This is a genomic window from Streptosporangium sp. NPDC050284, assembly GCF_044459525.1.
GTDB lineage: Bacteria > Actinomycetota > Actinomycetes > Streptosporangiales > Streptosporangiaceae > Streptosporangium.
This window is the reverse complement of the sequence record NZ_JBITIZ010000011.1, coordinates 72325-92848: the sequence shown is the minus strand read 5'-3', so window position 1 is coordinate 92848 and position 20524 is coordinate 72325. Positions and strand designations below refer to the sequence as shown.

The window sequence follows — 20524 nt, the reverse complement described above, 5'->3', positions numbered from 1 at the left end:
TGATCGTGGGGGATGGGGTCGGTCAGCAGGTCCGCCAGCGCACCGTCGTACTGATCGAGTCGTCGAGGGCGTGAACGGTCACCGGAGCGGTGGCCGACGCGGGGGCGCCGCACCAGTTGCGGACCCGGTGGGCACGTAGGTTGATCACCTGTGTGACCCCCTCCCGCAGCGTGCCGCCGGAAGGGGTCACGGCCAGGCCGGGAGCCGAGATCCGCCATTTCAACGGCTCTCCCGAGGAGGTGAGGACCATGCTTCCCAGGCCGAACTCGTCCAGCGTCACCACGGGTGGGACCCGAAGCCGGGAGGCGAGCCCGTCCTGCCGCGTCGGCGCGTCGGCGGCGGGAGGCGGAGAACGGGTGGCCTGGCTGGTGGACGCCTGCAGCGACCTCGCGGGCTCCTCGGGCCCGATCGCGGGACCGAGAAAGTTCATTCCGGTCAGGGTGCCCGCCGCGCCCGCCACGACGATGATGACGATCTTGATCGTCGTGTTCCTGATCCGGGCACCCGCCCAGCTGAGCGCCTCCAGCACGCGGATCCCCATCTCGATCCGCTCCTCGTCGGGGCGGTCGTCGGGTTCGGTGTGAAAGCGCAGCGCGGGAACCTGGGTGTCGTCGAGTGTTCCGGTCTCGCGCACTCCGGTCTCGCGTACTCCGGTTTCGCGGGTTTTGGTCTCGCGTACTCCGGTTTCGCGTGTCCCGGTATCGCGCATCTCGACGGACGCCTGCCCGGCGATGACGACGGGTTCGGCCTTGGCGACCGGTTGGGGAGCCGGCGGCTCCTGCCGGGGGATGGTGCCGGTGAGCTCCTCGCTCTGGGCGAGGACCTCGCGAGCCCACGCCTGGGTGAGCAGGGCGTCGTAGAGGGGGGTGTCGTGTCCGGGTACGGGAGGCGCGGACGGCGGGCGGGCCGGCCGGGTCCTGCGGGGCGGCAGGGCGGGCAGCGGAGGCAGGCCCGAGGAGGGGGCGGGAGCGCGGGAAGCCGCCGCGGGCTCCTCTCCCGGTGCCGTGACCGGCGACACCGCGCCCGACGTCGTACTCGGCGGCGTCGTGGCAGGTGGCTTCGGCTTCGTGGGAGGTTTCGACGCCACCGGTGGGTAGGGAGGCGTGCCGACCCTGGGCGGGGGCGGTGCCGGGGTGGTGCCGCCCGCGGCCGGGGAGGCGGGTGGCGTGGAGGACCGTCGTCCGGCCGGGGAGGCGGGCGGGGAGGCGGGTGGCGTGGAGGACCGTCGTCCGGGTGGGGCGGAGTGTCGGCTTCCGGGCGGGGCGGGAGTTCGGCCCCCGGCCGGGGGCGCGGGAAGGACCGGGGAGTGCCCACCCGGAGGCGGGGCGGACAGGACGGGAGACCCGCCACGGGCCGGTCGTGCGGGCGGGGCCGCCTCCGAGGCCGCGTCGCGGGCTGCCTCGGGAGGCAGCGAGTCCACGAGCCGCTGCCGCTCCTCGGCGGAGAGCGGCGCGACCGGAGGATAGGCGATCATCTGCGGCGCCGTGTAGCGGATGTTGATCGGCCGCGTGCACACGGGACACCTGATCATGTGGGAGAGCAGGCTCGCCTGGGCCTCCGCCGGGTCCGCGGAGGAGTGCGCCGTCCGTCCGCCGGGCGGGCCGTCGGGAAAGACGTCGGGAAAGACGTTCTCCACCAGCGGGGCGAGCTCCGGACAGGTACGCCGCCCGTGGGTGAGCGCGTCCAGTCCGCTCACCAGGGTCTCGATCAGATCCTGGGTACGGGTGGTGAGCCTGCTGACCTCGTTGACGGGCATCGCCAGCATGTGGGAGAGGTCCTCCATGCTGAGCGCGTGGCGGTACGTCAACCTGAGCGCCTCCGTGCCCAGGGGGTCGACGATCGTCCACACCCGCTCGATCAGCGAGGCGTCGGGCATGCCGGGCCCCGAACCCGGCACGTACCGCTCCCGGTATCCCGGAGAGGTGCGGCAGTCACGTCGCAGTGCGGCCAGCAGTCGCCCCCGGGCCGTGACGCCCTCGGGAGCGGCCTCGGCCCGGCCGGCCGCCAGCGCGGAGACGACCGCCGCGTGCGCCCGGCCGGGTTCGAGGTGGGAGGCGGCGTAGTCCATCAGGTGCGCGCCGTGCTCACGCACCCAGGCCGCCCCCTGGCCGGGGCCGGGCGTGGGACGCCCGGTTCCGGTAGGTGTGCTCATCGGCCCTCGTACTCGAACGGGTTCGGCTCGGTCCGGTCTCGGGGAGGCCGGCCCCGGTCGGAGTGGGAGGGAGCGGTGTTCTCGCCCGGCCACTGTTCGGAGACGTCGCCTCCGGTGTCTCTGGGGGCCACCGCGTCCTCGGGACCCGGCTGGGCGGGGTTCAGCCCGCCCGTGTCCGGCTGCCAGGGCTCCTCCTGGCCGGGGACGCCCTGTCGCTGTTCGCCTTGCCGCTGCTCGTCCTGTCGCCGGTCGGTCTGTCCCTGGTCAGGCTGCGGGAGGGTGCTCTCGCTGGGGATCGGGCTGGGAAGCGGGACGGGGGGAGGATCGGTCACCACGAGCTCCAGGTTGCGCTGGGGCAGTCCGGTGAACTTGGTCCAGTTGCTGATCTGGCCGGGTGCGGGCTCCGCGTAGAGCCAGCGGATGAAGGCGGGCCACAGGCACGAGTCGCGGGGGATCGTGGCCTGGCCGCCCTGGGCCTGGTCCGGCCCCTGGGTCGCGCTGAGCGCCCGGAGTTCCTCGGCGGTGTAGTCGCGGCACGGCGGGGTGCCCGGCGGGGCGATGTTGAGGTCCCACACGCCGTTCTCGTCCGTGTAGCGCATCCCCCTGTCCAGCCCGAGGGCCTCGTGGGCGCGCCGCATGAGCTCGGGGTTCTCGAAGATCGGCAGCGAGACACCGCCGTCCGGGCCACCGCCGGGAAGCTGCGGGGGGGCCGGCATGAGCACGGTCCCGTCGGGACCCTGCGACGCGTTCTCGGCGGGACCGAGGGAAGGCTGCGGCTGGGACGGCCCGGCCGAGGGGAGTTTCCGCGACGGGTCGGGCGCCTGGGAGCGAGTGCGGTCGCCGGCGCGCGGTGCCGGTGCCGCCGAGGGCGTGCCGGGGTCACCGGTCGGCCTGGTCTCGGGAGACGACGTGGACACGGGACCCTGACCCGAGGGCACGATCGGCCGGCCGGTGCCCGAGCGGATCGCCGGCCTCAGAGTGCCCGTGGGCCGGGGGTTTTTCGCGTTGTCCCCGGGCTGTGGGTTCCTGGCGTCACCGATGGGCCGAGGTTGCTGCTGCCCGTTTCCTCCGGTGGGCTGGGCCTGCGGGGGCTTGAGGCCACCGGTCGGCTGGGGCTGCTGCTGCCGGTTCCCCTCGCCGGGACGCTGCCCGTTCCTGTCCGGGGACTGCTGCCACTTCCCGTCGGGGGGCTGTTGCCTGTTGCCGCCGGTGGGCTGCGGTTGCGGCTGCCTGTCTCCGTTGTCGGCAGGGGGCTGTTGCCTGTTGCCGCCGGTGGGCTGCGGCTGTGGCTGCCTGTCTCCGTTGTCGGCGGGGGGTTGCTGCCCGTTCCCTCCGCTGGGCTGGGGCTGTGCCGACAGGGAGGGGCCCGAGGACCTCGTCGCGCCGGACTCGGGAGCCGGCTTGGGCGGCGAGACGACCTCGACCTGCTCCACGGGGCGCGGCTCGATGACGCTGCCGCTCTCGTTCTGGCTCTCCGAGATGTTGCCGCTGATCTTCTTCGTCGGGGTCGGAGGCGGTGGAGCGGGAGGGTTGACGGGCTGGTTGTTCACCTGGGCGGGAGGGGGCTGGGCGGGGGGTTGCGCCGGCCCGGGGTTGGGCGCGGGCTGGACCGGCGCAGGGTCGGGTTTGGCGGGCGGATCGGCCTTCTTGGGCGTCGTGGTCTTCGTCGACGCGGTCGCCTTGGGAGCGGACGGCGGGGCCGGAGTGCTCTTGGGGTTTCCCGGCCGTTGGAGGGGCGCGGCCGCGGCGGCGGCCACGCCCAGGACGGGAAGGGCGACACAGCCCTCCGCGGCGCCGCCGACCGCGCGCCCGTCGGTGGTGGTGGTCAGGCAGACCCGCTGGTCCCCGGCGGCGGAGGCCCGTTTGGTGCCCTTCGCGATCGTGCTGCCCGCATCGGCACCGGAGAGCGGGAGCGGTTGGTCACCGCCGGGTGCCGCGCCCGCCGTCCAGGCTCCCGCCTGGTCGTCGAGGAGGTACGTTCCCGCGGCGAGTCGCATCACCTGCCCCTGGCCGGGGTCGGGGCGGATGGCGATGACGGTTCCCAGCCCGGCGCCGGCGCCGAAGACACCGATCGCGACACTCGCAGTGATCACCGTCGCGCGCGATGGCTTACGTGAGGGTGTCATTAGAATGTTCCTTTTCTTCCGGTAAAAACGTCAGTCGCCGTGGCTCTCCAGGACGTCGCTCCACTCGCCCAGTACGCGAGCGGGTTCGTTCGAGCCAACGGGGGGGACATGGGTCACATACATGCGTCCGTATGTGGCGCTCACCGAGCGTGCGAAGGACTTGCCGCGGGTGCGGACGGCGGCCGAGCCTTTCAGCTTGACCTTCGCCCCTTCCCGCACCGCCTCGCGGAGCTCGGTGGATCGGGCTCCGTACCAGACCAGGGCGCCCCCGTCACTGGTCCTGAGTGCGCGTACCGGTCCCTCAAGCCGGTACGACAGCGTGAGCTTCCAGTCGGCCTGCTCCAGCCGGACCCGCTCCTGATGCCAGAACAGCGAGGCCTCGCTGGTCCACGGGCCCTCCTCGAACCGCGAGTCGATTTCCGCGTTCTCCAGGCTCGCGAGGTGCGCGCGGGCGATCTGCCGCGGGGTCGCGCTCAGGCCGGTGGCGTTCTCCGGCAGGCTCGTCGCGTACCCCTCGCCGTCGGTGGCTATCTTGGGGAACCGCGCCGGGGTGTCGCGCGTGTCGGCCGCCGAGGCGACGAGCCTCCAGCCTCCGGGGGCCGAGCTCATCACGTCGACGATCCTCGCGACGCCGGGCTCGTGCGAGACCGCCACGAACCAGTCGGCGGTGCCCTCCACGTGGCGCGGGATCCACACCTGGGGGTTGGGCCATATCCCCGTCGCGAGTGAGGTTCCCTGCATCTCGGCGGTTTTGAAACTCGCCCGTGTCATCTCCAGCGCGAGCCCGTGCTCCAGCTTCGCCATGGCCGCCTGGTCCTTCCTGGCCTGGGCCGCCGACAACCCCCGCTGGTAACGGCCGTGGATGCCGTACGCCTCCCTGGCGGTGAGCTCGGGTGAGCGGGACCCGGCGGGCGGGTCGGCGGGTGGCGGGGTGGTCCTGGTCTCGGTCCGTGGCTTCCGGGTGGGAGTGGCCTCGGGGCGAGGGGACTTCTCCTTGCCGCTTTTGGTGGGCGTGGGCTTCGGTGTCGGTTCGGGGGTGGAGCGAGAGGACTCCGGCGTCGGTGAAGGCGAGGAGTCGGCCTTCTCCCAGCCGGTGTCGGAAGGGTCGGGCGTGGGGTTCGCCGCGAGGGACGAACCGGAGGTCGATCTGGTCACGAGCCAGATCACGGCGAAGGCGATGATCGCCAAAACCGCCGTGAACAGAATAACCTTCCGCCAATCGAATGACAGGAGGCGTTCGGGGTGCCAGTCGGATGCGTGTTCGGAATCGTGCCTAGAGGAAGCGCCGCCACGGCGAGAGGACCCAGCCTGTCCATCTGGGAAATCTGATGCACGCCATGACATAGGTCCAAATATTAGACTGACCGTGATCTATTTGGAAGGTAAAGGGCTCAGTAATTGACACTTATGGTTATTGGGTTATAAATAACACCTAAGTGGATATACGGACAGTCCGAAACGGCCAGTGCCCCCGCCTGCAGCCCTCCTGTGGTTGGATCGTGCCACTGGTTCTCTAGAGATGTACGGCCATCCGGAGGTTTCGGATGATCCCTCACGTTTCTTGGTGAACTGCCATTTCCCTGGGGAAGGCCGGTCGTTCGCCTCCCGTTGGGCTTTCCGGCGGGGAGGTGGAGCTCTCGTCGCGTACGGGCGATCGCGCAAGCGTTTCCCACTCGGGATTGGTGCAAGCCGTCATAGCGACTTGATATGAATACGTTTCCTCTGTTTAGCTGTTCGGTTCCCGGCCGTCGTTCGGGTAATTGGAACCCTGCTTTTCCGAGACCGCTCGGAGGGCGGTGCTCCCCCCCCTCGGACGCCCGCAGGGCAAGGCGCGCGACGGCCGTACGAGGGCGCATGTGTGCCATGGCCGGGGCGCCGGGGCGAGCGAGGGTTCGCCGCTGTCGGAGGATGTGCGCGGGGTCTTCTCGACCGGGGGATGGACCTCCCAAGGACAACCCCGGGGTATGGACCTCCCGAGGACGACCACGGCCCGGAGGCTGCTATGACCACCTACACCCTGTCGATCGTCGAAGGCGACACCGGCGACGACATCTTCTCGCCCGCCTCCCCCATCCACTTCAGCCAACTCGACGTGTACACCCTCATGTGGCTGACCGAGCACGGCTACGAGGAGCGGGGAAGGCGGGTCGTGGTCACCCCGGTGGGCCGTGAACCCGAGGGGGTCCGCGTGGTCGCCTCCCGCGACGTGGATCTCTGACCCCCTGCCCGCGGCGAGCCGCCCACATCATGGCAAATGACGGCAATGTGGCGCGGTGTCCACGGCAAGGATGATTTCCGGCCGACAATCTAGGCGTGGACCGACATTCCCGAAGATCTTTTCTTTGGCTCGGCGGGGTCGCCGCGACCGGGGCGATGATCCCGGCGTACGCCGCGCACGCCGGCATCGGGCGGCACGAGGAGACCGCGTACCCGAAGATCGCGTCGCGCACACCGGCCGATCCCCTCACCGCGCTGCGTCACCGCTGGCGGGACGTGACGGCGGGGTCGGGGTTCGACGCGACGGCCGAGCCGTACCGGACCCGGCTGGCGAGGCTGGGGACGAGGGCGGCCGGATACCGGGACGCCATGGCACCGGCCGACACGTCGCTCTGGCCCGGCCTGCCGTTCCCCTCGCTCGGCGCCACCACCGCCCGGCTGCGGACCATGGCCCGCGCGTACGCCCTGCCGGGGACCGGCCTCACCGGCGACGCGAACCTGGCCTCGGCCGTCGCGGCCGGCATCGACCACTACCGGCGGCGGGTGTACGCGGCGGGCGCCGACCAGATCGGCAACTGGTGGCACTGGCAGATCGGCGCCCCCAAGAACCTCCTCGACGCGGCCCTGCTGATCGGCCCGCACCTGGCGGACCCGCGGGCCGCGGCGCTGCGGGAGGCGGTGGAGCACTTCGTCCCCGAGTGCCGTCTGGACGACTACGAGGGGACCAGCACCGGGGCCAACCGGGTGGACCTGTGCGTGGTGACGCTGCTGCGGGCCGTCCTCGGCTCCGACCCGGCGAAAATCGCGCCGGCGGTCTCCGCGCTCTCCCCGGTCTTCCCCTACGTCTCCGAGGGCGACGGGTTCTACCGGGACGGCTCCTTCGTCCAGCACACGACCGTCCCCTACCAGGGCACGTACGGAGCGTCGCTGCTGTCCGGCCTCGCGACGCTGTTCGCGGTGTTGCGCGGCTCGCCGTGGGAGGTCGTCGACCGGGAAAGGCAGGTCGTCTTCGACAGCGTCGAGAGGACGTTCGCGCCGGTCGTCCACGACGGCTCCTGCATGGACCTGGTCAGCGGCCGGGCGGTCGGCAGGCGACCGTACGGCGACCACGACAGGGGGCGGGCGATCGCCTCCGCGATCCTGCTGCTGGGAGAGACGGCCTCCGCCGCCGAGCGATCCCGCTGGCAGGGCATGGTGAAGGGATGGGCGCTGCGGAACACCCACCGGCCCATGCTCGACGCGGCCGAGGAGGACGACCTGGGGTTCCACGCCCGCCTCGCCGCGATCCTGGACGACGACGCCGTTCCCGCGGCCGAAGAACCCGCCGGGCACCGGCTGCTCGCGATGAGCGCCCGCGCCGTCCACCGCGGGCCCGGCTGGTGCGCGGGCCTCAGCATGGCCTCCCACCGCATCGGCCACTACGAGCACGGCAACGGCGAGAACCTCCGCGGCTGGCACACCGGCTCGGGGATGCTCTACTGGTGGGCCGACGGCCACGGCGACCAGTACTCCGACTCTTTCTGGACCACCGTCGACCCCTACCGCCTGCCGGGCACGACCGTCTCCACCCGGCGACTGGCCGACGGCGCCGGCGAGGCGTGGGGCGACACCTGCCCACCGGGCCGCTGGGTGGGCGGCGCCACCGACGGCGGGTACGCGACGGTCGGCCAGCACCTGAACGGCTTCGAGAGCACCCTGGAGGCCTTCAAGTCGTGGTTCTTCCTCGACGACGCGGTGGTCTGCCTCGGCGCCGCGATCACCGCCACCGACGGCGTGCCGGTCGAGACCGTCGTGGACAACCGCAGGACCGGCGCGCCTCTCGTCGTGGACGAGGGGAAGGGGTGGGCGCACCTGGAGGGGCACGGCGGCTACGTGCTGCCCTGCGGCACCCGCCTGCGCACGCTGCGCGAGGAGCGCACCGGCGGCCGGGAGCGGGCGACCCGGAGTTACGTGACGCTCTGGTTCGACCACGGCGTCGATCCCGTCTCGGCGGGTTACGTCTACCTTCTCCTGCCGGGCGCGAGCCTGACGGAGACCCGCTCCCGCGCCGCCGACCCCGGCTGGGCGCGGGTGCTCGCCAACAGTGCCCGCTGCCAGGGTGTCCGGGTCCCGTCGCTCGGGATCACCGCCGTCAACTTCTGGAACGACGGGACCGCCGGGGACCTCGCCGCCTCCGCCCCGTGCGCGGTCCTCGTCAGGGAGACCGGCGACGGTACGGCCACGCTGACCGTGTCGGATCCCCGGCGCGACCTGGACGAGCTCACCGTGACCTGGAACCGGCCGGTGACCGGGGTGTCGCGCGGGCATCCCCTCCTGGCGGGCGCGACGACCGGCGCGCGGCTCACGCTCACCTTCGGGCGCCTGGCGGGCCGGGGCGGCGGCTCGAACACGGTCGTCGTACGCCTCGGTTGACGGAGGCCGAGTCCGACGAACCCCCTCGCGCCGCCGGAGGTGCCGGGCGGCAGGGTCAGAGATCCAGGCCGGAGCCGCCGAACCGGTCCCGCAGGAACCTGCCCTGGTCGCGCAGCGCCTGCTCGTCACCCCGGTAGACCGACTCGGCCACCTCGCGCAGCCGGGTGTCCAGCAGGTCGAGCTGGGCGAGCAGTTCCTCGTGCGCGCTGCGCTCCCGCTCGCCGCGCCGGGTGAGCGCGTAGGAGCGTGGCAGGTTCGCGTACGTCTCCAGGCTGGACGGCAGATAGTCCCTGATCGTCTGCGACACGATGTGCAGGTGGTCGGGCGAGGAGGTGAGCGTGTCCGCCCGCCGGAGGATGTCGCGCAGCACCTCGGCGAGCGCGCCGACCCGCCTCACCACGTCGTCGGGGAACCGGTTCTCGTCGACCTTGGCCAACAGGGTGGCGAGGTCGGCCTCCAACCGCCGGGACTCCACCTCCGCGTGCGAGATCGTGAGCCTCACCCGGTCCGCCGGGGCCAGCAGCACCCCGACGCCGTACAGTCCGGCGACCACGACGGGCCAGAACGTCCCGGCGACGCCGAGGAAGACCAGGACCACTCCGACCAGGGCGAGGGCGCATCCGGCGATGTTCCTGGTCGACCCGGCGTAGGCGAGGATCCGCCCCGCCGGGCTACTGGTAGCCACGGATCTCCTTGAAGGCCGTGGCCAGCGACCCCTGCCGGGCGTCGAAGGTCGCTCCGCCGGTGAGTTCGGCGATCCGTTTCATCTCGTCGACGTCGCTGTCGCCGAAGAGCACGACGAACGTCCGGGACTTCACGGACAGTGAGGCGTAGTAGTCGGCGAAGTCGTCGTAGGAGGCGCCGTCGGTGTTCTCACCGTCCGTCATCAGCACGATCGAGGTGAAGTCCTCCGACGGCGACGACCGGATCTGCTCGTAGGCGGCCCGCAGGCTGTCGAAGATCGCGGTTCCGCCCTCGGCCCGCAGCCCCTCGCCGTACGAGCGGATCCGCCGGAGCACCGGTTCGGGGTCGCGGTCGGGCAGCGTGAAGGTCCGCGGGCTGCCGGGGGCCGTGCTGAACGGGATCATCGTCACCGTCTCGCGGTCGCGGAAGCGCGAGAACGATCCGCCGGCGGAGGTGTCGGCGCCTGATAGTGCGGTCAGCGCCTGCTTGAGCGCGTCGATCCGCCCCCCTGCCATCGAGCCGGAGGTGTCCAGCACGAACAGGGTCCGCGAGGGCCTGCGCACCTGGTTGAGGTAGGCGCCGATCAGTCTGTCGGCCGCGTCGCGCCGGTTGGGGAAGGGCAGCTCCACCGGTGACGCGGTCCCGAAGCGCGCCTCCGGCCTCACCTCGGGGACGATGGGCCTGCGGTGGGTGGTGGTCATGATCTCCCGCTGGATCTCCGGCGTGCGCAGCCAGGCGGCGAGCTTCCCGTACAGCTCCTTCTTCTCCGGGGGTGCGGAGCTCAGGAGCGTGAGCGGGTAGTCGGCCGTCACCACCCCGTCGCCCGGGTAGACCAGGGTGAGCGGCTCGGCGAGTTTTCCCGAGGCGTTGAGGCCGAGTAGTACGGACTCGTAGTTCACCAGCCCGTCCACCGCGCCCTCCCTGGCGTACGCGTCCGCGAGCCAGCCCGAGGAGCCAGAGGTGAGCGTCTGCGCCGAGAAGAACTCCTTCAGCCTGGGGGTCACCGCGGCGATCTTGGCCTCGTCCAGGGCCTCGCCCGCGTCGGAGAGCGCCGCCGCCACGCCGACCAGGGCCGAGAATCCGGAGTTGGACGCCGCGGGGCTGGTCATGCCGAAGGTGAACCTCCCCTCCCGTGCGGCCGAGGCGATGTCGTTCCAGGTCACGGTCTTGCCGTCCCAGCCGAGTTCGCGGGCCTTGGACGCCTTCAGCCCGAGCAGCACGGGCGAAACCATGATCTTGGTCTGGGTCGAGAGCCGCGCGGACGCCCCTTCGATCAGCGACAGGTAGCGGTTGGAGGAGAACCAGGTCGCGTCGTACCGCCCGTCCGCGCCGCCGCCCGCCACCTGGTCGGCCCCGTCGAGCGTTCCGGCGTACGACAGGGCGACCCGCACGCCGACGGCCTCCTGGGACCGCCTGAGCAGCGGTTCCAGGTCGCCGACCTCGCTTCCCGCGAGGACGCGCAGCACGTCCGGGCCATCCGCGGCGGTGCCGGGGGTTTCTGTGGTGCCGGTCCCGCCGCACGCGACCGACGTCGTCAGCAGGGCGAGCACGGCGAGCGCCCACCCGAGCCGGCGGGCACCCGCCCGCGCGCCGGGTACCCGCCTGCTGCGGCGGGAGTCGAGCGGCACCGGCCCGGTGGCGCGGGGGTCGCGTGGGATGCCGGGTGCGGATCCGGCCTGACGAGGTTCGTTCCGGGTGCCGGGTGCGACGTCGGCCGGGCGGGGGTCGGGCGGCACGCCGGGCGCCGAGCCTCTCATCGCGGAAGCTCCTGCTCGTCGCCGCGCCGGGAGCGCTCCAGGTACGTGCGCGCGTGGTCGAGTTCGACGGTCAGGCTGTCCACGGTGATCGCCATGTTCTCCACGGCTTTGGCCTTGAACGTGTCGATCATGTCCATGGTGGCGTAGATGTTGTCGAACGCCCTGCGCAGCGCGTCCATGTCGACCGTGGTCGACGCCGCCTGGGTCTGGATGTCGGCCGCCTGGGTGCGCAGCATCTCGCTCGTCGCCACGATCAGGTCGGAGGTGGTGGCGTTCAGCGCGGTGATCTGGTCGAGCACGAGTTTCTGGTTGGCGAGGGCCTGGGCCACGGTCACCGCCGTGCGCAGCGCCGCGACCGTTGTCGTGGTCGCCCGGTCCACGCCTTTGATCAGTTCGAGGTTGTTCCTGCGGATCAGGTCGAGGGCGAGATACCCCTGGGCGGACACCGCGAGCTGCGTCAGCAGGTCCTGGTGCTTCTGCCGGATGCCGAACAACGCGTCCGAGCGCAGGGCGGTGGCCTTCTCCGGCTCGGCCGCCTCGACATACATGATCTTCTCTTCCACCGCGGCGTCGAGGGCGGCGGCGAGCAGGGCGTACTCCTGCAGGCGCTTCATCGACTCCCACAGGTTGGTCTTCTCGCCCTCGATGGCCGCGTTGTCCTTGCGCAGCTCGTCCTGCCCGGACCTGAGGGCGCGGATGATGTCGTCGAGGTGTTTCTGCGCCGATCGGTACTTCGCGAAGTAGTCGCGCAGTTTGTCGCCGAACGGGATCAGCCCCAGCAGCTTCCTGGCCGGGGCGGACGTCTGCTTGGGGTCCAGGTCGACGATCGTCCGGCGCAGCGCGACCAGCTGCCCCGCCACCGCCGCCTGCGCGTCCCGGCCCTCGCCCTTGACGGACGCCAGCGCGGCCACCGGCCGTTTCAGCATGCGGTTCGCCACCTGGGAGGAGGCCCGGATCTCCGAGTCGCCCATGGAGGTGATGTCGTGCACCTTCCGGGTGAACTCCGGCGACCTGGGGTCCAGGCCGCTCAGCTCCTCGGCGAAACCGCGGGCCTTCTCCGTCAGTTCCGCCTCCCGCCCTTCCGGGACCGGCAGCATGGTGGCGGCCTTCTCCGTGGGCACCTTGGCCACGGGTTCTGGCGGGCTGAGCACGAGATCGCTCACGGTGGTCTCTCCTCGAAGCGCTGGGAAGGTGAGGTCAGGGGGTGGGTGAGGGGACCGCTCCGGACCGGTAGCGCGTCTCGATCGCGGAGATCATGCCCTCCAGCCGCTCGTGTTCGGGGGGTTCCACCACGTCGACCAGGCCGGGAGGCAGCGGCGCGTTCACCTTCGCCACGAGGTCGTCGAACGCCTTGGCGGCGGCGGTGCGGAAGCCGTACCGGGCCGCGAGGCGTCCGAGTTCGGGATCCTCTTGCAGGAGCCTGCCGACCTCGGTGCCCTGCGCGCTCAACGGTACGAGGGTGTGCTTGCTCAGGACCGTGGGCGAGGGGTAGAGCAGCTGCATGTCAGGACGGATCGAGCCGTCCCCGGCGAACAGCCGCGAGGCGTACTGCGCCTCGTAGATCACGACCATGGGCGTCTTCCCCATCCCCAGGGACAGGTAGTCCTCGAACGGCGCCTCGGTGGAGGTCTCGGAGTATCCCTGGTCGAGGAAGAGGGGGGCGACGGTGCCGGCGACCCTGGCACCCTGCTCCTCCGAGGTGACCACGTCGTCGCCGTTGGCCACGTAACCGGCGATCGAGAGATACATCGCCGCGGAGTTGGAGGTGCGGATGTCGGTGGTGGTGAGCAGGACGCGCTTGCGTGCCGGATAAGCAGTATTACCCGGTAGTCGGTCCCACCGAGTGCCTTTAGCCACCATATCCAGATATTTACGGATATCGAGCACCTGGTAACCCTGCCCCGAGTCCCGTACGACGCCCGCCTTGGTGAGGACGTCCACGATCGGGGTGAAGGTGGCGACCGCCATGGGGGAGGAGAACGGCGCGAACGTGCGGGCGACGCCCCGGTCACGCCTGATCTTCTCGGCCGCCGGAGCGCTGGACGGGAACGCGAAGCCGTATTCTCCCAGGTCCACCGAGGTCGCGATCTGACGCGACCCGGCAGTGTCGACCTCCACCCGGAGGCCGTGCCCGGCGAAGACCGCCCGCACCCCCGGATCGTCGAAGAACGGCTTCTTCTCCGACCCGATCACCCCTCTGACCAGGGTGAGCTCCCGCGTCTCCGCGCCGCCGCCACGGTTGCCCACCACGATCGCCGCCACCACGGCGGCGCCGAGGAGCAGCGCCAGCCCGACACCGATCCAACGCTTCATGTGATTCCTCGAAGGCTTGCCCCATATCGCCATGTAATAGCGGCTGTAATCGAATTATGTGATTAATGACGACAGTGCGAAGCGCGGCACCCGCAGTTGTATTGACAATTCATCTTCCGTTCACCGATGCGCCGTTCGGCAGGCGCTCACCGTCACCGCACCCGGAAGGGAGGGCGGACGGGCACCACCCGCCCGCGCGTACCATTCAGCGGTGGAGGTTCTGGAACCGGAGGAGTGGCGGGCTCGGGCGGAGGCCCACCGCCGGCGGGTCGAGGTGTGGGCGGAGCCGCACCTGGCGCGCCGGGCGCGGGGCGAGGCCCATCCCATCGAGGACTTCCTGTTCACCTACTACGGGCACCGGCCGGCGCGGTTGCGCAGGTGGCATCCGGGCGCCGGGGTGCTTCTGAAGGGGGCGCGCGATGTGGGCCGCGGCTACCTCGACACTTCAGAGGGAGCGACGCTCGACACCGCGACGCTGATGAGCAGGCGCGGTCCCTCCGTCGAGTGGATCATGCGGCTGCTGGCCGCCACCGCGTCACGGCCCGGATACTTCGGCTGCTTCGGCCTGCACGAGTGGGCGATGGTCTACAAGGCCACGGAGGTGCGGCACGACTCCTGGCCGCTGCGGCTCAGCGGGGAGGAGATCGCACAGGTCGTGGAGGAGCGGGGCGTGCGCTGCGGCCACTTCGACGCCTTCCGCTTCTTCACCCCCGAGGCGCGCCCGCTCAACGCGCTGTGGCCGACGAGGGAACGGCAGCCGGAGCTGGAACAGCCGGGCTGTCTGCACGCCAACATGGACCTTTACAAGCATTCCTACAAGCTCTCGCCCCTGGTCCCCTCGGAACTCGTGGCCGACTGCTTCGAGCTGGCCAGAGAGATCAGGACCCTGGACATGCGGGCCTCTCCGTACGACCTCACCGCGCTCGGCCATCGGGCGATCCGGATCGAGACGTCCGAGGGACGGGCCGAGTACGCCGCCGAGCAGCGGGGGTTCGCCGAGCGGGCGAGGCCGCTGCGGCAACGTCTGCTCGACGCGTGCGAACGACTGCTCGCCGGCAGCCGCCTTCCCTGATTCGCGGGGACGGGAACGAGGATCTCCCGCCCTCGCGATCTTCGACCGCGAGGGCGTCGCACTGAAACTTACATTCACCGTGTCTCGCCTCGCCGCGATGGGACCGCAAGGTTTCAGGAGGCAGGGACAGAGGTTGTGAGCATGGCCTGGGCATATACGCCGAGCGAGGATCCGAAACTTTCTGTGCAGCCTTGACGTATTTCGGTGAGGTTTCCACACTGAGTCCCCAAGGCGTCCTCCTACGGCCAGGTCGGTGGCGCGCGCAGCAGGGCCGTCGCCTGCGACGCCCTGTGGTGTGCATTTCCGGCCTTTCCGGCAACGGGCGTGACGTCGAACTCGCGGGGATGTCCCCCGTGTTTCCCGTGATGCATTTATGGAGGCTCAGGCATGGGCACAAATGCCATCCCCCCGCCCGGAACCCGGCGACCCCTCGGTGGTCTCCGTCGGACCCTGGTCGCCGGCGCCCTCGGCACCCTCGTGCTCGGCACGTTCGCGGCGGTGACGGTGCCGGGTTCGGCCGGCGCTTCGAGCTCCGCGAGTGCCGCGGCGACCACGCTCGGCGCGGCGGCCCAGCAGAGCGGGCGATACTTCGGCACCGCGATCAGCGCCGGCAGGCTTGGTGACTCGCAGTACACCACGATCGCGAACCGTGAGTTCGACATGATCACGGCCGAGAACGAGATGAAGATCGACGCCACCGAGCCGAACCAGAACCAGTTCAGCTTCGGCAACGCCGACCGCATCTACAACTGGGCGGTGCAGAACGGCAAGCGGGTGCGCGGGCACACGCTGGCCTGGCACGCCCAGCAGCCGCGCTGGATGGAATCCATGTCGGGCAGCGCGCTGCGCCAGGCGATGATCAATCACATCAACGGTGTGATGAACCACTACAAGGGCAAGATCTACGCCTGGGACGTGGTGAACGAGGCCTTCTCCGACAGCGGTGGCGGCCGGCGTGACTCCAACCTGCAGCGCACCGGCAACGACTGGATCGAGGTCGCCTTCCGCACCGCGCGCGCCGCCGACCCGGCCGCCAAGCTCTGCTACAACGACTACAACATCGACAACTGGACCTGGGCCAAGACGCAGGGCGTCTACAACATGGTCCGCGACTTCAAGGCGCGCGGCGTCCCGATCGACTGCGTCGGCCTGCAGTCGCACTTCAACAGCGGCAGCCCCTACAACAGCAACTACCGCACCACCATTCAGAGCTTCGCGGCGCTGGGGGTGGACGTGCAGATCACCGAGCTGGACATCCAGGGCGCCTCCCCGCAGACCTACGCCGCGGTGGTCAACGACTGCCTGGCCGTGCCCCGCTGCAACGGCATCACCGTGTGGGGCGTGCGCGACCAGGACTCCTGGCGCTCGGGCGACACCCCGCTGCTGTTCAGCGGCAGCAACAAGAAGCCGGCCTACAACGCCGTCCTGGACGCGCTCAACGCCGCGACCCCGAACCCCACCCCGTCGCCCACTCCCACCGTGACCCCGACCCCGACGCCCACCCCGACCCCGACGCCCACCCCGACTCCCACCCCGGGTACGGGGGCGTGTACGGCGACGGTCGAGACGACCAACAGCTGGCCGGGAGGGTTCCAGACGACGGTGACCGTTCGCGCGGGTAACTCGCCGGTCAACGGGTGGACCGTACGGTGGACCTGGCCGGGCGGGCAGAGCATCAGCAGCCTGTGGAGCGGCGAGCACACCGTGTCCGGCTCCAGCGTGACCGTCCGCAACGCCCCCTACAACGGCTCCATCGCGGCGAACGCCTCGACCACGTTCGGCTTCACCGGCAACGGCACCGCGGCCACCCCCACGGCCACCTGCACCAGTCCCTGATCCGATCCCGGTTCGGGCCGGGCCGCGAACACCGCGGCCCGGCCCGTTCGTCTCGTCACCGGGTCCTCCACGGGAGGCTCGGCTGAGAAACGGCGGGGTGTCCGAGCACGGACACCCCGCCGTCGCTCATCGCCGGGGCTTCTGCGGGATCCTCGGCAGGACGTTGGGCGGTCCGGTGAACGCCAGGTCGGCCTTGACGACGTTGTAGGCGCGCTTGGGCTGGTAGGACTCGTCGTACAGGGTGGCCAGGCCCTCCGGGGGGTCGGAGAACCAGCCGGGCACCCAGGAGTGCCTGTCGGTGAATCCCCAGACGGTGTAGGCGAGGCAGTGCCGGTTGGCGAGGCAGGCCTGCAGGAGCACGCTGTAGTTGGCCGCCGACGCCTGGAGGCGGGGGTTGACCTCGTTGGAGTCGCCCGCCCGCACGCCGTCGGTCATCTGGCTGCGCACGTCCACCTCGGTGAACGCGGTGGCGAGCCCGAGGTCGGAGAAGGCGTCGAGCACCTCGAGCGCCTGGAAGGCGTCGAAGTTGCCGTACTGGGTGCCGAGGTGCCCCTGGCTGCCCACGCCGTCGATGGGGACGCCGCTCGCGCGCAGCTGCTTCACCATGTTGTAGACGTACCAGGTCTTGTCCGAGGCGCCGCGATCGCCGAACGCCTCGATGTTGTAGTCGTTGTAGAACAGCAGCGCGCCCGGGTCGGCCGCGCGGGCCCAGCGGAAGGCGTCGGCGATGTAGCCGGGGCCGAGGTGCTGCGCCCAGAAGCCCTTCAGGTGGATCGACGACGGGCTGTCCCACGGGTCGCTCGCCGCCTCGTTGACGACGTCCCACTGCCAGATCTTGCCCTTGTAGCGCTTGACGACGGTGGTGATGTGGTTGCGCAGGATGTCGCGGAGCTGGGCCTTGCTGATCGTCCCGTCCTCGACGCCCTTGGTGAGCCAGGCCGGCAGCTGGTTCTGCCAGACCAGGACGTGACCGCGGACCTGCTGCTTGTTCTTGCGGGCGAATTCGATCAGCTCGTCGGCCGGCCCCCAGTTGTACACGCCCCGGGTCGGTTCGAGCGACTCCCACTTCATCGCGTTCTCGGCGGTGACGGTGGAGAACTGCGAGGCGGTGAGCGCCCGGTACTGCGGATCGCTCGCGTCGCGCAGCACGTCCATGTCGACGGCGGTGCCGATGGCGAGGTCGTGGCGGGCGGCGAGTGCGCGCAGGCTCTGCTCGGCGACCTTGGGGGGCCGCTCCTTCGCCTGGACGGGGACGGTGTTCAGCGCACCGGCCAGCATGAGCGTGGTGGTACCGACGATCAGTAAACGCTTCATCGAACTCCCTCGGAATCGGCCCCCGAAACTTTCGATTAAATGGCGAAAACGATCGTATTAAATCTGTCTTCAAGAAGAAAGGTCAATGCCGGAACCCCGAAACATTTCAAAAACCACTCGGCGGTTGGACGGATACCCGGTGTCGAGGGCGCCAACGGCATCCCGGTCGCCTGGTCCTGAACGGCCGACGGCATCATGACCGGGCGTACTCCAGGGCGTCACCGTCGGCTTCTCCGCCCCGCACCAGCGCCTCCGTCGTCAAGCCTGGCTCGCCGCCGCCTTTCAGCGCTGGCCGCACATCAACGGGCTGGAGTCCGGACATCGTGGGAAGTGAAACTTTCAGAACCGCCGGTCTTTCGGCGGTCAAGCGGCACCGCTGAACAACCTCGACCTCGCAAGCCGTATTTCCGCCGATGAAGAGGCTGCTGTCTTCCGCGGCGGGAATGTGGTTTTCGTTGGTCACCGCATCCACACGGAAGCGAGAGGCTCGAAACTTTCAGTCACGTCCTTGACGCCTTTGGGGTCTTTTCCCACACTTGGGTGCCCGGGCTGGACGCACCGCTTCACTCGATTGTTAGCGCGAACACACGGTGATCGCCCTTCTCGGACCGACGGCGGCCGTCGCGGCGATCACGCTCGGGCCGGCGGCGGCCGAGAGGGGAACTCTCGTCGGCGAGCCAGGTACGCAGCGGGATGAACAGCCGTGGAAAGCATTGAGCCGTCTCAGTCAGACCAGCTTCACCTGCTAGAAGCATCCGGATGGCACGATCTCGGGAGGGTCCGTGATACGGATCGTCATGTCAGTCGCTCTTCTCGGCACATCACTGGTGGCCGTAGCCGGGCAGGCCGGGCAGGTCGCAGCCGCGCCTGTCATCACCGTTTCAGACAACGTGCGTTATCAGGAGATGGACGGCTTCGGCGTCTCCACGGCGTTTCGCCGGGGCGAACTGCTGCGTGACCTGTCGACGGCGCAGCAGAACGACATCTTCCGCCTGTGGTTCGACCAGGAGACCGGCGCGGGGCTCAGCATCCTGCGCCTGGGCATCGGCGCCTCACCGGTCGGCAGTCCGTACGACAAGATGGTCTCCATCCAGCCGCAGAACCCCGGTGGACCTGACGCGCCGCCGAGATACGTGTGGGACGGCGACGACGGCGCCCAGGTGTGGGTGGCCAAGGTCGCGCAGTCGTACGGCCTGAAGCGTTTCTACGCCAACGCCTGGAGCGCCCCCGGCTACATGAAGGACAACGGAAGCGAGAACAACGGCGGCACCCTCAAGCCCGAGTGGAGGGCGGCCTACGCCCGGTACCTGGCGCAGTACACGAAGTTCTACGCGCAGGAAGGTATCAAGATCACGGACTTGGGGTTCACCAACGAACCCGACTACACGGCGACCTACGAGTCCATGCGCTTCACTCCGGCCCAGGCCGCCGCCTTCGTCAAGGTCCTCGGCCCGATCGCGACCGACGTCAAGATCGCATGTTGCGACTCCTTCGGCTGGGACCAGGCCAAGGCGTACACCAACGCCATCGAGGCGGACCCTGAGGCCCGCCGATGGGTGTCCACCTACACAGGTCACACCTACGCCAGCCAGATAACGAGCCCGCAACCCGGGAGCAAGCGCAGCTGGATGTCGGAATGGGGCCCGGACGGAAGCACCTGGAACGAGAACTGGGACGACGGGAGCGGCCAGGACGGCTTCACCATCGCCCAGAGCATCCATCAGGCTCTCACCGTCGGCAACGTGAGCGGTTACCTCTACTGGCTGGGGGGCTCTTCGGGAGCCACCCGGGCGCTGATCCAGATCGACCCGGCAGCGCGGACCTACCGCGTGTCCAAACGGCTGTGGGCGATGGCGGCGTACAGCCGGTTCATCCGGCCGGGCGCGGTCCGGCTCGGCACGTCGACGAGCAACTCGTCGCTGAGGGTGTCGGCGTTCCTCAACTCCGACGGTTCGAAGGTCGTCGGGGTGCTGAACACCGGCAACTCGGCCGTCACCTGGGACGGACTGCAGGGCGGCACCACCGCCTACGTCACCGACAACTCCAACTCGCTCACGCGCGCCACGGTGACGGGCGGCGCCGTCACCCTCAGGCCGCGCTCCCTCACGACCGTCGTGATCGGCGGGCCCACGCCGACCCCGACGCCCACGCCGACCCCGACGCCCACGCCGACCCCGACGCCGACCCCGACCCCGACCCCGACCCCGACGCCGACCCCGACCCCCACGCCCACCCCGACCCCCACGCCCGTCCCCGGTGGGTGCACGGCGACGATCCAGACGGTGAACGCCTGGGGCGGTGGCTTCCAGTCCAATGTCACCGTGCGTGCCGGCTCCAGCGCGATCAACGGCTGGACGGTGAGCTGGGCCTGGCCCGGCTCACAGTCCATCACCCAGCTGTGGGGAGGCATACGGTCCGGCTCGGGAGCGGCCGTCACCGTCCGGAACGAAACCTGGAACGCCAGCCTCGCCGCCAACGCCACCACCACGTTCGGATTCACCGCCAACGGAACCGCCGCCACCCCGGTACTGACATGCGGGGCCCCCTGACCCGACGACGGCGCGCCCCGCTCCCCCCGCGTAAGGGGGGAGCGGGGCGCCCTCGTCCGGTTCGCGGCACGGTGGCGGTGCCAACACCGCCC

At 70.3% G+C, this 20524-nt stretch carries 14 protein-coding genes; 5 read left to right on the top strand and 9 right to left on the bottom strand.

Going from position 1 to position 20524, the window contains the following annotated elements; translation table 11 throughout:
- Positions 1 to 22 precede the first annotated feature (22 nt).
- From ACIBH4_RS25095 to ACIBH4_RS25085, 3 genes are read right to left on the bottom strand one after another with little or no spacing between them, the layout of a single operon-like run.
- Positions 23 to 2152 (bottom strand): hypothetical protein, encoded by a 2130-nt coding sequence (locus ACIBH4_RS25095; protein ID WP_362766524.1) that lies wholly within the window; start codon positions 2150 to 2152, stop codon positions 23 to 25.
- Positions 2149 to 4278 (bottom strand): hypothetical protein, encoded by a 2130-nt coding sequence (locus ACIBH4_RS25090; protein ID WP_362766521.1) that lies wholly within the window; start codon positions 4276 to 4278, stop codon positions 2149 to 2151. Before ACIBH4_RS25090 ends, ACIBH4_RS25095 begins: the two co-directional genes overlap by 4 nt.
- Before the next feature lie 30 nt (positions 4279 to 4308).
- Positions 4309 to 5466: a hypothetical protein gene (locus ACIBH4_RS25085; protein WP_362517530.1), complete on the bottom strand. Its 1158-nt coding sequence runs from the start codon at positions 5464 to 5466 to the stop codon at positions 4309 to 4311.
- Between the two features lie 814 nt (positions 5467 to 6280).
- On the opposite strand from ACIBH4_RS25085, the gene ACIBH4_RS25080 reads away from it, so the two are divergent.
- Together ACIBH4_RS25080 and ACIBH4_RS25075 are read left to right on the top strand one after the other, a co-directional pair.
- On the top strand, positions 6281 to 6496 hold the full coding sequence (locus tag ACIBH4_RS25080; protein WP_362517527.1) for a hypothetical protein: 216 nt from the start codon (positions 6281 to 6283) through the stop codon (positions 6494 to 6496).
- 95 nt (positions 6497 to 6591) lie between these two features.
- Complete coding sequence (locus ACIBH4_RS25075) at positions 6592 to 8907, top strand: polysaccharide lyase 8 family protein (RefSeq protein ID WP_362766515.1); 2316 nt, start codon at positions 6592 to 6594, stop codon at positions 8905 to 8907.
- Between the two features lie 55 nt (positions 8908 to 8962).
- Here ACIBH4_RS25075 and ACIBH4_RS25070 read toward each other — a convergent pair whose 3' ends face one another.
- Genes ACIBH4_RS25070 through ACIBH4_RS25055 form a run of 4 tightly spaced genes read right to left on the bottom strand, consistent with a single transcriptional unit; the run spans position 8963 to position 13661 of the window.
- Entirely contained in the window at positions 8963 to 9592 is a 630-nt protein-coding gene (locus tag ACIBH4_RS25070; protein ID WP_362517521.1) for a hypothetical protein, read from the bottom strand.
- On the bottom strand, positions 9579 to 11348 hold the full coding sequence (locus ACIBH4_RS25065) for a VWA domain-containing protein (protein WP_362766512.1): 1770 nt from the start codon (positions 11346 to 11348) through the stop codon (positions 9579 to 9581). Before ACIBH4_RS25065 ends, ACIBH4_RS25070 begins: the two co-directional genes overlap by 14 nt.
- Entirely contained in the window at positions 11345 to 12511 is a 1167-nt protein-coding gene (locus ACIBH4_RS25060; protein ID WP_362517515.1) for a toxic anion resistance protein, read from the bottom strand. Before ACIBH4_RS25060 ends, ACIBH4_RS25065 begins: the two co-directional genes overlap by 4 nt.
- A 34-nt stretch (positions 12512 to 12545) precedes the next feature.
- Entirely contained in the window at positions 12546 to 13661 is a 1116-nt protein-coding gene (locus ACIBH4_RS25055) for a hypothetical protein (RefSeq protein ID WP_362517512.1), read from the bottom strand.
- A gap of 211 nt (positions 13662 to 13872) precedes the next feature.
- Between ACIBH4_RS25055 and ACIBH4_RS25050 the strand changes: the two genes are divergently transcribed.
- Together ACIBH4_RS25050 and ACIBH4_RS25045 are read left to right on the top strand one after the other, a co-directional pair.
- Entirely contained in the window at positions 13873 to 14733 is an 861-nt protein-coding gene (locus ACIBH4_RS25050; RefSeq protein ID WP_362517509.1) for a 3-methyladenine DNA glycosylase, read from the top strand.
- A gap of 387 nt (positions 14734 to 15120) precedes the next feature.
- Positions 15121 to 16569: an endo-1,4-beta-xylanase gene (locus tag ACIBH4_RS25045; protein ID WP_362517506.1), complete on the top strand. Its 1449-nt coding sequence runs from the start codon at positions 15121 to 15123 to the stop codon at positions 16567 to 16569.
- A 126-nt stretch (positions 16570 to 16695) separates the two neighbouring features.
- Here the strand turns inward: ACIBH4_RS25045 and ACIBH4_RS25040 are convergent, their stop codons facing one another.
- Entirely contained in the window at positions 16696 to 17883 is a 1188-nt protein-coding gene (locus ACIBH4_RS25040; RefSeq protein WP_362517503.1) for an endo-1,4-beta-xylanase, read from the bottom strand.
- A 193-nt stretch (positions 17884 to 18076) separates the two neighbouring features.
- Positions 18077 to 18346, bottom strand: coding sequence for a hypothetical protein (locus ACIBH4_RS25035; RefSeq protein ID WP_362517500.1), 270 nt, complete (start codon positions 18344 to 18346; stop codon positions 18077 to 18079).
- 334 nt (positions 18347 to 18680) lie between these two features.
- On the opposite strand from ACIBH4_RS25035, the gene ACIBH4_RS25030 reads away from it, so the two are divergent.
- Entirely contained in the window at positions 18681 to 20432 is a 1752-nt protein-coding gene (locus ACIBH4_RS25030; RefSeq protein ID WP_362766509.1) for a cellulose binding domain-containing protein, read from the top strand.
- Positions 20433 to 20524: the final 92 nt, after the last annotated feature.

Coding starts and splice junctions, on each gene's coding strand:
- ACIBH4_RS25095 (WP_362766524.1), bottom strand. CDS start 2,152: ATGAGCACACCTACCGGAACCGGGCGTCCCACGCCCGGCCCCGGCCAG.
- ACIBH4_RS25090 (WP_362766521.1), bottom strand. CDS start 4,278: ATGACACCCTCACGTAAGCCATCGCGCGCGACGGTGATCACTGCGAGT.
- ACIBH4_RS25080 (WP_362517527.1), top strand. CDS start 6,281: ATGACCACCTACACCCTGTCGATCGTCGAAGGCGACACCGGCGACGAC.
- ACIBH4_RS25065 (WP_362766512.1), bottom strand. CDS start 11,348: ATGAGAGGCTCGGCGCCCGGCGTGCCGCCCGACCCCCGCCCGGCCGAC.
- ACIBH4_RS25055 (WP_362517512.1), bottom strand. CDS start 13,661: ATGAAGCGTTGGATCGGTGTCGGGCTGGCGCTGCTCCTCGGCGCCGCC.
- ACIBH4_RS25045 (WP_362517506.1), top strand. CDS start 15,121: ATGGGCACAAATGCCATCCCCCCGCCCGGAACCCGGCGACCCCTCGGT.
- ACIBH4_RS25040 (WP_362517503.1), bottom strand. CDS start 17,883: ATGAAGCGTTTACTGATCGTCGGTACCACCACGCTCATGCTGGCCGGT.
- ACIBH4_RS25030 (WP_362766509.1), top strand. CDS start 18,681: ATGTCAGTCGCTCTTCTCGGCACATCACTGGTGGCCGTAGCCGGGCAG.